This is a genomic window from Streptomyces sp. AC1-42W (assembly GCF_003248355.1).
Lineage (GTDB): Bacteria > Actinomycetota > Actinomycetes > Streptomycetales > Streptomycetaceae > Streptomyces.
The window spans coordinates 782,146-796,167 of record NZ_QKWY01000001.1; the positions used below are offsets into that span (position 1 = coordinate 782,146).

Annotated in this window: 10 protein-coding genes; 4 read left to right on the forward strand and 6 right to left on the reverse strand. The window is 73.4% G+C overall.

Going from position 1 to position 14,022, the window contains the following annotated elements:
• Window positions 1-198: 198 nt before the first annotated feature.
• On the forward strand, window positions 199-1,668 hold the full coding sequence (gene eccD, locus DNK56_RS03575; RefSeq protein WP_111330346.1) for a type VII secretion integral membrane protein EccD: 1,470 nt from the start codon (window positions 199-201) through the stop codon (window positions 1,666-1,668).
• Between the two features lie 27 nt (window positions 1,669-1,695).
• Here the strand turns inward: eccD and DNK56_RS03580 are convergent, their stop codons facing one another.
• A complete protein-coding gene (locus DNK56_RS03580) occupies window positions 1,696-2,616 on the reverse strand; it encodes an aminoglycoside phosphotransferase family protein (protein ID WP_111330348.1) in 921 nt (306 codons plus the stop codon).
• Between the two features lie 173 nt (window positions 2,617-2,789).
• Here DNK56_RS03580 and DNK56_RS03585 point away from each other — a divergent pair, with 173 nt between their 5' ends.
• Window positions 2,790-3,902, forward strand: a complete 1,113-nt coding sequence (locus tag DNK56_RS03585) for an ADP-ribosylglycohydrolase family protein (protein ID WP_111330350.1) — start codon at window positions 2,790-2,792, stop codon at window positions 3,900-3,902.
• Between the two features lie 157 nt (window positions 3,903-4,059).
• On the opposite strand, the gene DNK56_RS03590 is transcribed toward DNK56_RS03585, so the two are convergent.
• The 3 genes from DNK56_RS03590 to DNK56_RS03600 all read right to left on the reverse strand — a co-directional run bounded on the left by DNK56_RS03590 (window position 4,060) and on the right by DNK56_RS03600 (window position 6,387).
• Window positions 4,060-4,266, reverse strand: coding sequence for a DUF397 domain-containing protein (locus tag DNK56_RS03590; RefSeq protein WP_111330352.1), 207 nt, complete (start codon window positions 4,264-4,266; stop codon window positions 4,060-4,062).
• Window positions 4,267-4,499: 233 nt separating this feature from the next.
• Window positions 4,500-5,369: a helix-turn-helix domain-containing protein gene (locus DNK56_RS03595; protein ID WP_111330354.1), complete on the reverse strand. Its 870-nt coding sequence runs from the start codon at window positions 5,367-5,369 to the stop codon at window positions 4,500-4,502.
• Between the two features lie 295 nt (window positions 5,370-5,664).
• On the reverse strand, window positions 5,665-6,387 hold the full coding sequence (locus DNK56_RS03600; RefSeq protein WP_111330356.1) for a GOLPH3/VPS74 family protein: 723 nt from the start codon (window positions 6,385-6,387) through the stop codon (window positions 5,665-5,667).
• Between the two features lie 179 nt (window positions 6,388-6,566).
• Here DNK56_RS03600 and DNK56_RS03605 point away from each other — a divergent pair, with 179 nt between their 5' ends.
• Both DNK56_RS03605 and DNK56_RS03610 read left to right on the forward strand, forming a co-directional pair.
• The gene (locus DNK56_RS03605; RefSeq protein WP_199563891.1) at window positions 6,567-8,894 is read left to right on the forward strand and encodes a D-alanyl-D-alanine carboxypeptidase family protein; all 2,328 of its coding nucleotides are present in this window, start codon (window positions 6,567-6,569) and stop codon (window positions 8,892-8,894) included.
• A 202-nt stretch (window positions 8,895-9,096) separates the two neighbouring features.
• Window positions 9,097-10,938, forward strand: a complete 1,842-nt coding sequence (locus tag DNK56_RS03610; RefSeq protein WP_111330361.1) for an MFS transporter — start codon at window positions 9,097-9,099, stop codon at window positions 10,936-10,938.
• 61 nt (window positions 10,939-10,999) lie between these two features.
• Here the strand turns inward: DNK56_RS03610 and DNK56_RS03615 are convergent, their stop codons facing one another.
• Both DNK56_RS03615 and DNK56_RS03620 read right to left on the reverse strand, forming a co-directional pair.
• Window positions 11,000-11,881, reverse strand: coding sequence for a GNAT family N-acetyltransferase (locus DNK56_RS03615; RefSeq protein ID WP_111330363.1), 882 nt, complete (start codon window positions 11,879-11,881; stop codon window positions 11,000-11,002).
• A gap of 22 nt (window positions 11,882-11,903) precedes the next feature.
• Complete coding sequence (locus DNK56_RS03620) at window positions 11,904-13,994, reverse strand: restriction endonuclease (protein ID WP_199563890.1); 2,091 nt, start codon at window positions 13,992-13,994, stop codon at window positions 11,904-11,906.
• Window positions 13,995-14,022 lie beyond the last annotated feature (28 nt).

Below are 14,022 nucleotides of genomic sequence, written 5' to 3' on the forward strand. Positions count from 1 at the left end.
GGCGAATCAGTCCCTCAGTGCTGCCCGGAGCATGGTGTGCCGGCACCCCCCTGGCAGCGGCTCGGCTCCGCGCGCCGATCATCCTAATCGAGGGAGGGGACGGGCCCCGGATAGGGTAACGGCCGTCGGTGGTTGGGGATTTGACCGGCGCGTGAGCGATCGGCGGCGCGCCGGGGAGCGAACGAGGGGGCACAGCAGGTGAGTTCGACCGTCACAACCGCAGGTTTCTGCCGCATAACGGTCGTGGCGCCGGACGGCCGCATCGACGTCGCCCTGCCGGACGACGTCCCCGTCGCCGATCTCCTGCCGGAGATCCTGCGGCTGACCGGCCAGGAGGTCCCGCCGGGAACACCGCCCGGCTTCCACCTGACCCGCCGCGACAACACCGTCCTGGACGCCACCCACACGCTGGGCGTGCAGCGCGTCCCGGACGGGGACGTGCTGCGGCTGCGGCCGTTCACCGAGTCGCTGCCACCGGCCGTCTTCGACGACGTCGCCGACGCGGTCGCCTCCGCCGTCCGGCGCGACCGCGCCCTGTGGAGCGACCGGCTGCTGGGTGCGGCCGGGCTCTTCGGCGGGGCGCTGCTGCTGGTCCTCACGGCCTTCGTGCTCTGGTTCGCCGACCCGGTCCGGCACGACATGCACGGGCTGCCGGGGATCGTCGCCGCCGCCGTGGGCGGGCTGCTCGCCGTGCTCGCGGGGGTCCGCGCCCGGCGTTACGGGGACCGGGCATCGGCCGTCGCCCTCGGCCTGGCGGCCCTGCCGCACGTGATGATCGCCGGGTCCGGGCTGCTGGCCCTCGATCCGGGCACCGGGGCGGGCCGCCTCCAGTTCATGCTGGGCTGCGCGGCGGTGCTCGTGGTCTCGGCCGGGCTCGTCGTGGCGCTGCCGGCCGGGGACGCCCCGTTCGTCGCCGTCGTGTCCGCGTCGGCGGTCGGCACCCTCGCCGCGTTCCTGTCGATCGTCGCGGAGGCCCGGCCGCGCGAGACGGCGGCCGTGTGCGTGGTCGTCGCGATCGGCGCCGTCGCGTTCCTGCCCGGCCTCTCCGCACGGGTGGCCCGGCTGCCCATCGGGTACGCGGCCCCGCAGTCCGCGACGGACGCCGACCCCGACGACGAGCCCGGCCTCGGCGACCCCGACCCCGTCGACACCGAGCGCATCGCGGTACGGGCCCGGCGCGGGCACGAACTCCTCCTCGGCCTCGTCGGGGGCTGCTGCCTCGTGGTCGTCGCGGCGGGCGCCGTCCTCGGCTTCTCGGCCGACGGCTGGGCCCGGGGCCTCGCCCTGGTCGCCGGACTCGCGACGCTGCTGCGCGCCCGCCTCTTCCGCCACACCGCCCAGGTCGCCACCGTGCTGGGCGCGGGCATCATCGCGCTGAGCCTGCTGGTGATCGGGCTGGCCCTCCACCCGCCGGCCGACGCCGTCGCCGCGATCCTGACCGGGGAGGACCCGGGCGCGCTCGACCTCCGTACGCTGTGGCTCGCCCTGGCCGTCACGGCCGGCGCCGCCCTGCTCACCGGCATCGCGCTGGTCGTCCCCCGCAAGGGCCTGTCCCCGTTCTGGGGCCGCCTGTCCGATCTGGCCGAAATACTGCTGCTCCTGGCCCTGATCCCGCTCTGCCTGGCCGTCCTGGACCTGTACGCGGCGGCCCGCTCGATGACCAGCTGACCGGCCGGCCGGCTGCCGGGCCCGCGCTCAGCCGAACGCGTCGTGGTCGGCCAGCAGCGCGTCGATCACGCCCAGTTCGTGCTCCTCCGGCGTTCCGTGCAGCCCCGCGTCCCGCGTCAGATTGAGCAGCGCCTTCCACAGCGCCCAGCCACGGGCCCGCGCCCAGGTACCGGAGTCCTGGCACACGGCGTCCCGGAACGCCGCCCTGCTCTCGCCGTCGAACAGTGTCCAGGCGATCACCAGGTCGCAGGCCGGGTCGCCCACCCCGCAGGTGCCGAAGTCGATGACGGCCGCCAGCTCGCCGTCCCGGACCAGCAGGTTCCCGGCCGCCAGATCGCCGTGGAACCACACCGGCGACCCCTGCCACTCGGCGGCCAGGGCCGCTTCCCACACCGCCGCCGCCCCGGCCGCGTCCACCCGGTCCGCCGCGGCGGCCAGACAGCCGCGGGTCTCCTCGTCGTAGCGCGCGGGCGACGCGCCCCGGTGGAAGCTGTGCGGGCCCGCCGCCGGACCGCCGGCCGCGTCGCAGCCCTGGAGAGCGCGCACGAATCCGGCCACCGCGACCGCGAAGCCCGGCAGATCCCCGATGCGTTCGCGCGCCGCCGTCCCGCCGGGCAGCCAGCGGCGGACCGACCACGGAAAGGGATAGCCCTCGCCGGGCGCCCCCAGCGCGAGCACCGGTGGCACGGGGACCGGGAGCGACGGGGCCAGGCGCGGCAGCCAGTGGTGCTCCTTCTCCACGGCGGGCGCGTACCAGTCGCGGGTGGGCAGCCGGACCGTCATCGCGTCGCCCAGCCGGTACGTCCGGTTGTCCCAGCCGTCCACCTCGACGGGGACCACGGGCAACCCCGTCCACTGCGGGAACTGCGCGGCGATCAGACGCTCCACGAGCGCGGCGTCGATGCCCGCGCGGCCGTCGGGACGGGGAGAGGGGTACGAAGAGGGCATCGGGCGATCATCCGCCCCGCCGCCCGCCCGCCGCAACGGAATTCGACGCGCCTCGGAGCCGTACAAAAAGCGTTCGGGACCCCCGGAGCGGCGGGCCTGTTCGATTACAGTGCTGTGCGGTTACCGCACAGTCGCACAGGGGAACGAAAACCACGGCATACGGGAGTGGCGCGGTGAGCACAGGGATCACGGCCGTCTGGGGCCGGGCCGAGCAGCAGGACTTCCGGAGCCGGGTGCGCGGCACCCTCCTCGGCGGCGCCATCGGCGACGCGCTCGGCGCGGGCGTCAGCACCCTCACCCTGGACGAGATGCGCGCCGCGCTCGGGCCCGACGCCGTCACCGACTTCGTGCCCGCCCACGGCGCGCGCGGCACCGTCACCGCCGCCACCCAGCTCACCCTGTTCACCGTCGACGGGCTGATCCGCGCCCAGGTCCGCCGCGACACCGGCGCCTGGCACCCGCCCACCGACGTCCACCGCGCCCACCTCCGCTGGGCCGCCACCCAGCACGACTGGGGCCCCGACGAGCGCCGCAAGGACAACGGCTGGCTCGCCGGTCTGGAATGGCTCTACGCCCGCCGCGCCCCCACCCGCGAATGCCTCAACGGCCTCGGCGACGACACCATGGGCACCCTGGACCGGCCCAAGCACCCCGCCGCGCGGGACGCCGCCGCGCTCACCCGGTCCGCGCCCTTCGGGCTGCTCGTCGGCTGGGAGCCGCAGCTCGTGCTCCAGCTGGCCGTCGAGTGCGCCGCGCACACCCACGGCCACCCCACCGCCCTGCTCTCCGCCGGTGCCTTCGCCGTCATCGTGCACGGCCTGGCGCGCGGCGACACCCTGGACGGCTCGGTGGGCCACGCGCTGGGGCTGCTCGCGGAGCGCCCCGGCCACGAACCCGTCACCGAGGCGCTGGGCCGGGCGCTGGACACGGTGCGCCGGGGCGTGCCGGGCCCCGAGCTCATCGAGTCCCTGGGCGCCACCGACTCCGCCGACGAGGTGCTGGCGGTGGCGGTGTACTGCGCCCTGGTCGGTGAGGACGTACGGCACGGGCTGCGGCTGGCCGTGAACCACGGCGGGCCGTCCGCCGCCACGGGCACGCTGTGCGGGGCGCTGCTGGGGGCGCTGCACGGCGAGACCGCGCTGCCGCCGGGCTGGCTCGCCGAGCTGGAGGGGCGGGCCACCCTCCTCGAACTCGCCGACGACTTCGCCCTGGAGATGACCCAGGGGCCCGCCCTGCACGGCCCGGACAGCGCGGCGCCGGGCTGGCTGGCCCGCTACCCGCGCTGATCCGGGCCCTTGCCGATCCGGTTCCTTCGCGCCGTCCGGGAACGGGCCCGGAAAAGGCGGAAGCCCTCTCGGCCAGGACGGCGGGCCGGTCGAGAGGGCTGTGGTGACGCCGGTCGGTGCGAGGTGTCGACGGCGGCGGTCGATCAGGGGGCATCGGTCAGGCGTCGGCGACGCCCTTGGCGACCTCGCGTACGAACGCGCTCCACGCGCCGGGGACGAAGGTGACCGAGGGGCCCCCGGTCACCTTCGAGTCACGCACGTCGACCGCCCGCGCGAGCGGGGACCTGACCTCGACGCAGGCTCCGTTCGGCCCGGAATACGACGACTTCGTCCATGTGGTGGTGGCGCCCTGGCGGATAGCCATGTTCACTCCGGTTCCAGAGAGTTGTGTGGGGTGTGCCAGCGAGGCTCCGACTGGCTTGATCGACGCTACTCGCCAACTCCCCTGCGTGAAGCGGGCGTTCACCCGAACGGGTGATTCCGGGGCTCAGCTCTTCCGTGGAGAGCTGGCGGCGGTGTATCTTGCCGCCGCCTTCCCGATGCTTCGTCGAATTCCCCATAAACCAGACATGGTTGGGTGGGGCCCACCGGCCGGATTCACTCTGTGGGCAGGCGGGTGTACTCCTTCGCGATCCGGTCGATGAACTGGCGGCTCTGCTCGACGTTCAGCGCCTGTGCCCGCAGGTGTTCGTACATGACGCTGTAGCGCTGCACGTCGTTGGTCTTCTCCAGGTAGAGGTCGCTCGTCACGCCCTCGATGTAGACGACGCTGGAGTCCGTGGTGTCCGGGAACTCCAGGATCGCGTACTGCCCGTTGATTCCCGGGTGGGCGCCGACCTCGAACGGCAGCACCTGGACCGTGACGTGCGGCAGGTGTGACAGCTCCACCAGGTGTTCCAGCTGCTCGATCATCACCTGCTTGCCGCCGACCATCCGGCGCAGCGCGGCCTCGTCGATCACCGCCCACATCCGCAGCGGCCGCTCCGGGTCGGTGATCCTCTCCTGGCGGCGGGTCCGGACGCCCGCGCGCTTGTCGATGTCGGTCTGCGGCGCCTCCGGCAGCCCGCCGGCGATCAGCGCCTCGGCGTACTGGCGGCTCTGGAGCAGGCCGGGGACGACCTGGGGTTCGTACACCCGCAGCGACGCCGCGTCGGTTTCGAGCCCGATGTACACGCTGTACGGGATGTCCCCGAACGCGTGCCACCAACCCTGCTGGCGGGAGTCCTTGGCCATCTGCATCAGCGAGTCGACCACCCGGTGGTCCTCGACCTCGTACACCCCGCACAGATCGCGCACGTCGCGCTGGCTGATGGAGCGGCGGCCGTTCTCCAGGCGGCTGATCTTCGACTGCGAGACCAGCAGCCGTTCCGCCACCTCCTCGGCGGTCATCCCCTTGATCTCGCGCAGTCGGCGCAACTCCTGACCCAACCGACGTCGCCTGACGGTGGGATTGACGTTGGACGGCACGGAAACGGCACCTCCGGCTATGTAGCTGTGCGTATCTACTGCTGAGCAGATTGCCACCCCTGCCCCCGGCCGCGCTGGGAAACGGCCACACACAGCGGCGCGGGGCGGCCGGTGAATCCGGCTGCCCCGCGTCTGGTGCGGCTCCCGAACCGGGTCTCGGCGACGCGCGAGGACAACGGTGCGGCGGTGTTCGATTGTTGACGTGTGTCGTGGTGCGTTGACGCGATGGTGCGGGTGTTACGGGGGTTGCGCGCGATGCGGTCCTGGCGGGCCGCGGGGTGCGCGCGACGCGGTCCTAGTGGGCCGCGGTGTGCGCCATGCCGCCTCGGCGTGACGGGGGCTGCGCTTGCGGTTGCAACGGAACGCCGGCCGCCTGGCCGCGGCGCGGCTGCGCGACCGCCCCGTTCTGGACGTCCATCACGGCGTGCGCCACGAGACCGCCCATCGGGTCGTGCCTGATCAGGTCCCGGAGCCTGGAGCGCGATGAACGCCCCTCGTTCCCGGGGTAGAGGTGCTTGCCGAGTCCGACCGCGTGGGCCAGCGCGGCGAGCGCCGCGGTCCGCGGGTCCGGCGGTACGCCGGTGCGGATCGCACTGTCCAGCCGGGCCCTGATGTCCCGGCTGATCGCCGTGTCCGTCGCCTGGTAGCGAGTCGTCGGCAGCACCCCGCACATCTGGCCCGCCACGGCATGCACCATGCCGCACCGCTCCAGATGGGCGAGATAGATCTGGCGGAGCCCCAGCCGGGGTCCGCCGATCCAGTGGACCGCCCGTACCGGGCTGCCGCGCCTGCGCAGCAGTTCCAGTGCGGAGTCCAGGGTCGGATCTCCTGTCGGCCGTGGCATCACCACGGCGATACGATCCCCGTCTGGGGCTATTCGTCCTGCCAGGGCCAGCTCCACTAGCTGGGCTCCGGCGAGACCGAGGTCGAGCGACTGCGGCTGCGCTGTGGTACCCGTGGTCGGGTCCAGAGCGAGCAGCAGAAGCTCCTCCGGAATTGTTCTGCGGCTCCTGCCCATCCATGCCTCCCCGCGTGGATGAATGACAGGGTGACCCCTCTCACATCTGTCTGTCGAGGGTGCCTGGTGGCTTTGTATGGGAACCAGTAGGTATGTCGTTCTCGTCTAGCAGCCCGGCCAAGGGTTCGCACGGGACACTGGTAGACGGTTCGGACAGCGCGGGTGGTTCCCCGCGCCGCATGGAGGAGGCATCGGTGGCGGGCGAGTCCCCCGACAAGTCGGAGCAGCAGCAGTCGTCGGGAACGACTCGGAACGAGCGCGACCCGCGCCTCGGCGTCTTCCGCGAACCGGACCGGGCGGAGTCCGGTGTGTCCGGTACGGGTGAGAAGCCGGCGCCCGCCGAACCGGCCGAACCCGCCGCCGTGCCGGACGGCGACGCGCGCACGGACGCCGGGAAGCCTCTGGCGGCCCCCGTGGCCGCCGATGACGCTGAGAGCGCTCCGAACCTCACGGAGGCGCCCGAGGAGGCGCCGGAGGGCCCTGTGGACGCCCCGGAGGGGCCCGCGGGGGCGTCGGACGCCGCCGGGGACGCGGAGGAGGCCGGTGAGCCGGAGTCCGGCGGCTCGGGGGAGGGCGGCTCCCAGGGCGACGCGCGGCTGCGGGCGGCGGTGGCCGCGTGGGTGTCGAAGACGGACGACGAGGACGGTGACGGCGAGGGCGCGGCGGACGCCGACGACGACGCCGACGCCTCCGACGAGGGCGGGCAGCGGGTGCCGGCCGCCGAGGACGAGTCTGCCGCCGAGGACGAGGAGCCCGAGGCCGACGCTCCCGAAGCCTCCGGCGCTCCCGAAGCCTCCGGCCCCGACGACGCCCCGGCCGACGACACCGCCCCCACCAGCGAGAAGTCCGCCCCCGAGGCCGAGCCGAAGGCGGCCGAGGCCGAGCCGAAGACCCCCGACGCGAAGCCGAAGGCGCCCACCGCCGAGTCGGAAACCCCCGAAGCCGAGCCGCCCGTCGATCAGCCCACCGCTGTCTTCAAGGCGCCACGGCTGCCGCAGGTCGACCAGCCGACGACCGCGCTGAAGATTACCCGGTCCGCGTCGGGCCGCCCGGTCGCGGCGGAGTCCGAGTCGCTCACGGAGCGCAAGAGCACCTTCGTGCCGCTGCGCACCGACGACGTACGGCCGGCGCCCGCGTCCACGCCGGGGCCGCGCAGGCCCGAGAGCCCCGCGCCGGCCGCGGCGCTCAGCGGGGCCGAGCGGACCCGGCAGCAGCCGATGCCGCCCAAGCCGCCGCTCGACCTGCTCGCCGAGCTGACCAACACCCCGCCGCCGCCGGAGACCCCGGTCCGCACGGCGGTGCGCCGGGTCAAGATCTGGACCCCGCTGGTCCTGCTGCTGCTCCTCGTGTTTGCGATCGTACAGATCGTGCGCCCGCTGCCGGACCCGTCGCTGACGATGACGGCGAAGTCGACGTACGCGTTCGAGGGCGGGACGCCGAGCCTGCCGTGGCCCGACCAGGGCCAGGGCTACATGGCGGCCACCGGCCTCGGCCGGATCGGCTCGTTCGGCGAGCAGAAGCCGGTGCCGATCGCGAGCGTCGCCAAGGCCATGACGGCGTACCTCGTGCTCAAGAGCCACCCGCTCAAGCGCGGCGAGGACGGCCCGAAGATCAGGATCGACGCCAAGGCGGAGGCGGACGGCAAGCTCTACACCGAGGGCGAGTCCACGCTGAACACGGTGAAGGAGGGTGACTACCTCACCGAGCGTGACGCGCTGTCGGCCCTCATGATCCCGTCGGCCAACAACATCGCCCGGCTGCTGGCGCGCTGGGAGGCCGGTTCGGAGAAGGCGTTCGTGGCGAAGATGAACGCCACCGCCGACGAGCTGGGCATGAAGAACACCACGTACACCGACCCCTCCGGGCTCACCGCCTCCACGGTCTCCACGGCCGAGGACCTGGTGAAGCTGGGCGAGAAGCTGGTCGAGTTCCCGGCGCTGATGGACATCACGAAGCTGCCGGAGTGGAAGGACCCGTCCGGCCACACGTGGCGCAACTACAACACGCTGGTGCCGTTCGACGGGGCGCTGGGCATCAAGACCGGCTCCACCTCCAAGGCCGGCGGCAACCTGCTCTTCGCGGCGCACAAGATGATCGACGGCACGGACCAGCTGATCGTCGGCGCGATCCTGGGGCAGTACGACGACGTCTCGATCATCGACGAGGTCAACCGGGTCAGCAAGAAGGTGATGCTGGCCACGCTGGACCTGCTGGAGGGGGCGAAGGTCGTGAAGAAGGGCGACGTGGTCGGCCAGGTGGACGACGGCATGGGCCACACCACCCCGGTCGTCGCGACGAAGGACGTCGAGGCGGTCGGCTGGTCCGGTCTCACGGTCAAGCTGGAGCTGACCGACGACGGCAGGACGATCCCCCACGAGGCGGTGGCCGGTACGCATGTCGGCACGCTGACCGTGGGCGAGGGACGCAGCCAGGTGAAGGTGGCGGTCGCGCTCCAGAAGGATCTCGCCGAGCCCTCGATGACCGACAAGCTGACCCGTCTGGGCTGAGGACGGTGCGGGTGCGGGGCGTCCGCCCGGGCGCCCCGCACCCGCGCTCCGGGCCGGACCGCCTTCCGGTCCGCCGCGCCGCGCCGCGTGTTAGCGTCCCCGGGGCAACGCGTGGACCCTGGAACGCGTCTTTCGGCCCATGAGACCCGAGCAGGAGAGCCGGCCGAAATCACGCGTCCGGGGAGGGACGGGGAGAGACGCAGTGACCACTGCCGAGCCCACACGGGCCGACGACGACACGGCCGACGCCACCGCCGACACGGCTGACGCCACGGCCGGCGCGACCGCCGAATCGCGCGCCACGCCGTCCGCGGGGGCCGGGCGGTTCGCCGGGGTCAAGCGGCGCTGCCTGCGCCACCCGGTCCTGCTGACGACCGCCGTCGCCGCGGTCGCCCACATCGTCTGGTTCCTCTTCTTCGCCAACAGCGGCGGCGACATCGCCGCCCAGGACGCCTGGGCCGAGTTCGTCGGCCGCCATCCGGGCACGGCGTACAACCTCGCCTGGTACGGGGGCATGCACCCCGTCTCGTACAGCGTGGTCTCGCCGTATGTGATGTCGGTGATCGGCGTCCGGACGACGATGATGGTCGCCGGTACGGTCTCGGCCGGGCTGACGGCGCTGATCCTGTACCGGGTGAAGGCGGTCCGCAACCCGCTGGCCTGCTCGATGGCGGGCGTCTTCGCGTACCTGTGCAACGCGCTGTCGGGCCGGGTGACGTTCGGGCTCGGCATGATGTTCGCGGTCGGCGCCGCCGCGGCGGTGTTCTGCTGGCCCCACCGGTGGCGCTACAAGCGGTGGGCGAAGGCGGCCGTCGCCGCGCCGCTGGCCGGTCTCGCCACGGCGGGCAGCCCGGTGGCGGGCCTCTTCCTCGGGGTGGTCGCGGCCGCGCTGTTCCTGAACAAGCGGCGGCCGGGCGCGTACGCGCTGGGGCTCGCGCCGGTCGTGGTGGTCGCACTGTCCGCGTGGCTGTTCCCGTTCTCGGGCACCCAGCCGATGTCCGTCGCGACGCTCTCCGGCCCGTTCATCTTCTCGGGGCTCGTCTTCTTCCTCGTACCGAGCGACTGGAAGACGGTCCGCACGGCGTCGGCCGTGTACGGGATCGGCACGCTGCTCACGTTCATCATCGACTCGCAGATCGGCTCCAACGTCTCGCGGATGGCGATGCTGTTCGCGGGCGTCGTGCTGCTGGCCGCGCTGCCGTACACCACGCCCCGCTCGCGGCGCTGGTACGCGCTGGTCCTCGCCTTCGCCTCGCTGAACTTCTGGATCGGCTTCAAGGGCATCGACGACATCGTCAGGACCGCGCCCACCGCCTCCTGGACCCGCTCGCTGGGCCCGCTGGTCAACCAGCTCCAGAAGATCGGCGCCGAACGGGGCCGGGTCGAGGTCGTCCCGCCGAGCAGCCACCGCGAGGCGTCCGCGCTGCCGCGCTCCGTCAACCTGGCACGGGGCTGGAACCGCCAGGCCGACATGAAGCGCAACCCGCTCTTCTACGACGACACCCTGGACGCCATCAACTACCGCCAGTGGCTCGACCGCTGGGCGGTGCATTACGTGGTGCTGCCGCAGGGCGACCCGGACTACAGCGGCGCCCGCAAGGAGGCCGAGCTGGTCAGCAACGGCCTGCCCTACCTCAAGGCGATCTGGTCCAACAAGGACTGGCGGCTGTTCGAGGTGGACAGCCCGGTGCCGCTGGCCGACCCGCCGGCGACGGTGGAGCGCGCGGGCGAGGGCGAGCTGACGATCCACGTCAAAAAGGCCGGCCGGGTCCTGATCCGCATCCCCTACTCGCCCTGGCTCGCCCTCGTCGACGAGGACGGCGACGGCCTGGACCGCCCCCGCGAGACCGAGGCGTCCAAGAACCGCCCGGACAAGGAATCCCCGAGGTCCTTCGTCAACGAGAACGGCTGCCTGATCAAGGTGGCTGAGGACGAGCAGGGCGACGAGTGGACCGAACTCCTCGCCCCCCGCCCCGGCACCTACCGGCTGAGCGCCCCGTACCAGTTCCAGCCGGGCACCCCGTGCCCGGAAGAACTGCGCTGACGGGCCCGGCGGGCGCCGGGACGGGTTACGGGGCGCGGCCCGCTGCCCGCGAGGTGTCCGCTCACCCACCGGCTCCCGGCAGGTCGTACACCGCGAAGTCCGTCACCGGCCGGTAGCCGACGCGCTGGTACAGGCCGTTGCTGGTGGGGTTGGCGAGGTCCGCGAAGAGCAGCACCTCCTCGGCGCCGGCGGTGAGCGCGGCGAGGCTCGCCCCGGCGGTCGCGGCGCCCGCGTAGCCGCGTCCGCGCAGCCCGGCCGGGGTGTAGACGGGGCCGATCCGGAGCTGCCCGGCGACCCGGGCGGTGACCCCGGCCATGGACACGGGCACCCCGTCCGGGGTCTCCCACAGGGTGATGCGGCGCTCGGCTGTGTGCCGGTCGGCCCAGGCACCGGGGTCCCGGACGCCGCTCCCGCCGATGTCCCGCACGAACTCCGCGTACCACCGCGCCAGCAGCTCCCGGTCCCGCTCGTCCGCGATCCGGCCCCGCCCCTCCGGCACCGGCTCGGGCCGCCGCAGCTCGCCCAGCCGGTAGAGCCGCATGCGCTCGTGCAGCCGGGGCTCGACCCCCGTACGGGCCCGCCACGCCGCCGCGAACGCGGTGGCGGTGCCGCTGTCCGCGTTGACCCCGGGCACCTCGTGGCCGGCGGTCACCAGATGGGCGACCAGCGAACCGGCCTCCTCGGGCGTGAGGGGCGTGACGATCAGCCGGTAGGGCGGCGTCCGGAGATACGCGGCGCGTACCTCACCGCCCCGCTCCAGCACCCCGAAGACCGGCGCGTCCTCCCCGTACGCCCCGGCACCCCAGGTGCGCAGCTGCTCGGTCACGGTCAGCGGGACGGTGTGCGGGGCGGGCCGGGAGCGCAGGAAGCCACCGGCCCGGTCGAGGAAGGCGTGGACGTCGGGCAGCGGGCGCCACGTCGACGTGGCCGATGAGGTCTCCATGGCTCATCCTCCTGTGCGGGCGTTACTCGACCTCGATGCCGAAGTCCTGGACCAGCTCCTCCAGGCCGCCCCGGTAGCCCTTGCCGCCGGTGACGAACTCCCAGTCGCCGTTGGCGCGCCGGCGGAAGGAGCCCAGGACGAGGGCGGTCTCGCCGGGCCGGCCGTCCGACACGTCCAGTTGGTCGAGCGGGTCGCGTTCGGCGTCCAGCAGCCGGATGCCGGCGTCGGTGAAGCCGGACAGGTCGGCGTGCGGGTTGGCGACGGGGTCGACGGCCGCGATGACGACCAGCCGGTCCGCGCGCGCCGGAAGGGCGTCGAAGTCGACCCGGATCGCGGCCTTGTCGGGCGCGACGGGGATCAGCGCGCGGACCGTGCCGTCGGGGGTGGCCGGGTTGTTGAAGAAGACGAAGTGGTCGTCGTCCAGGACCCGGTTGCCCTGGCAGACGAGCGCGCAGACGTCCAGCGCGACGGTGCCCGACCAGTACATGCCGAGCACGTTGTGGTCGCCGTCCCGGATCTCGTCGTCCGGCGCCGTCCGCTGGGCGGGCACCGGCGCCTGCCCCTGCCCGCCGCCGCCGAGCCGGCCGCGCAGCCCGTGCCGGTGGAGCAGGTCGACGAGTTCGGAGCCCGGTACGAGTTCCAGCGGCTTCCCGTTCGCGAAGGTGTGGGAGCCGGGGCCGAACTTGGACGTGGTGACCAGCACGCCCTTGTTGGCGCCGGTGTCCTGGACCGTGCCGTACAGGTCGCGGACGGCGGTCGGCGGCACGGTGTTGCGGTAGCGCTTCACCTGGACGACGATCTTGCCGCCCCGGATCGGGGCCGGGTCCAGCGCGTCGACGTCCACCCCGCCGTCGTTGGAGCGCTGTGTGGTGACCGCCTGCATGCCCATGGCCCGGAAGAGATCGGCGACCAGCGACTCGAAGGCCAGCGGGTCCATCTCGTACAGGTCCGGCTCCTCGTCGCCGCCGTGCGTCACGACGCCGTTGCCGACGTCCTCCGGGACGCGGCCCGGCCGCACGGCCGCGTACTGGTCGGGGCGCGTGGACAACTGGCCGCGCAACCCGTCCACCAGGCAGTTGACCGCGTTCACCTGCTCCAGGTGCAGTTCGGCGAAGTCCGCCCGCGGGGCCATGACCGTGCCGAGGAACATGGGCACCCGCCGCCCGGTCGCCGGGTCGTGGTCGTCCACGAAGCCGTTCAGCGCGACCGACTCCAGGGCGCCGAACTCGTCGGCGGCGAAGAGGTCGCGCAGGACGAGCAGCAGGCACTGGGCGAGCACGTCGCGGTACAGCGCCCGGCGCTGCGTGACCGGCCGCGGCGACTCCTTCTCCTGGTCCGCGTTGATCATGTACCGCACCGACTTGGCCTCCGGGACGACGTCGTACCGGGGCAGCTCCCAGTTCAGCACCAGCTGCCGCGCCGCCGAGTCGTAGGCCGCCGTCACCTGCCGGGGAAGCTCGTCGGGCCAGCCCGTGGAGGCGTAGAGCGCGGCCGAGAAGTACTCGACGGCGGCCTCGGCGTCCCCGTTGCGCAGCCCGGCCGTCATCTCGGTGACGCCCGCGTTGTGCCGCCGGATCTCCGCCAGCCGGGCGTCGGCCCACTGCTGGTACTGCCGCTGGTAGGTGGCGTACTGCGCCTGGCGCTGTGCCTCGGCGGCCTGCGCCGCCTGCCAGTCCCGCTCGAACCTGGCCCGCGCCTCCGCCTGGGCCTGGGCACGGCGCCCCGCGGTCCAGCCGCCGCCCTGCGCCTCGTACTGCCCCGGATCGGGCATGCGTACGGGCTGCGCCAGCGGACCCGGCGCGAACGGCTCGACCTGCTCCGGCCGGGTCAGCGCGGCGGCCCGGAACGCCGGGGCCCGGCAGCCGGCCGCCAACAGTCCCTGGAGCGCGTCGACCCGGGCGTCCAGCTCCCGCGTACGCCGCCGGGCCTCCGCCTCGCGCTGCTCCCGGTACGCCGCCTTCCGCTCCCGCTGACTGCGCGCCAGTTCGCGCTCGTGGGCCCGCTGCGCCCGCTCCTGATCCCGCTGATACCTGGCTCGCGCCTCCTGCTGAAGCTGCTGTTGGCGCTGTGCCTCGGCCCAGATCCCGACCAACCCATTGGAGCGACGACTCATCCCGCGCAGGCCCTCCCCACCGGGACGC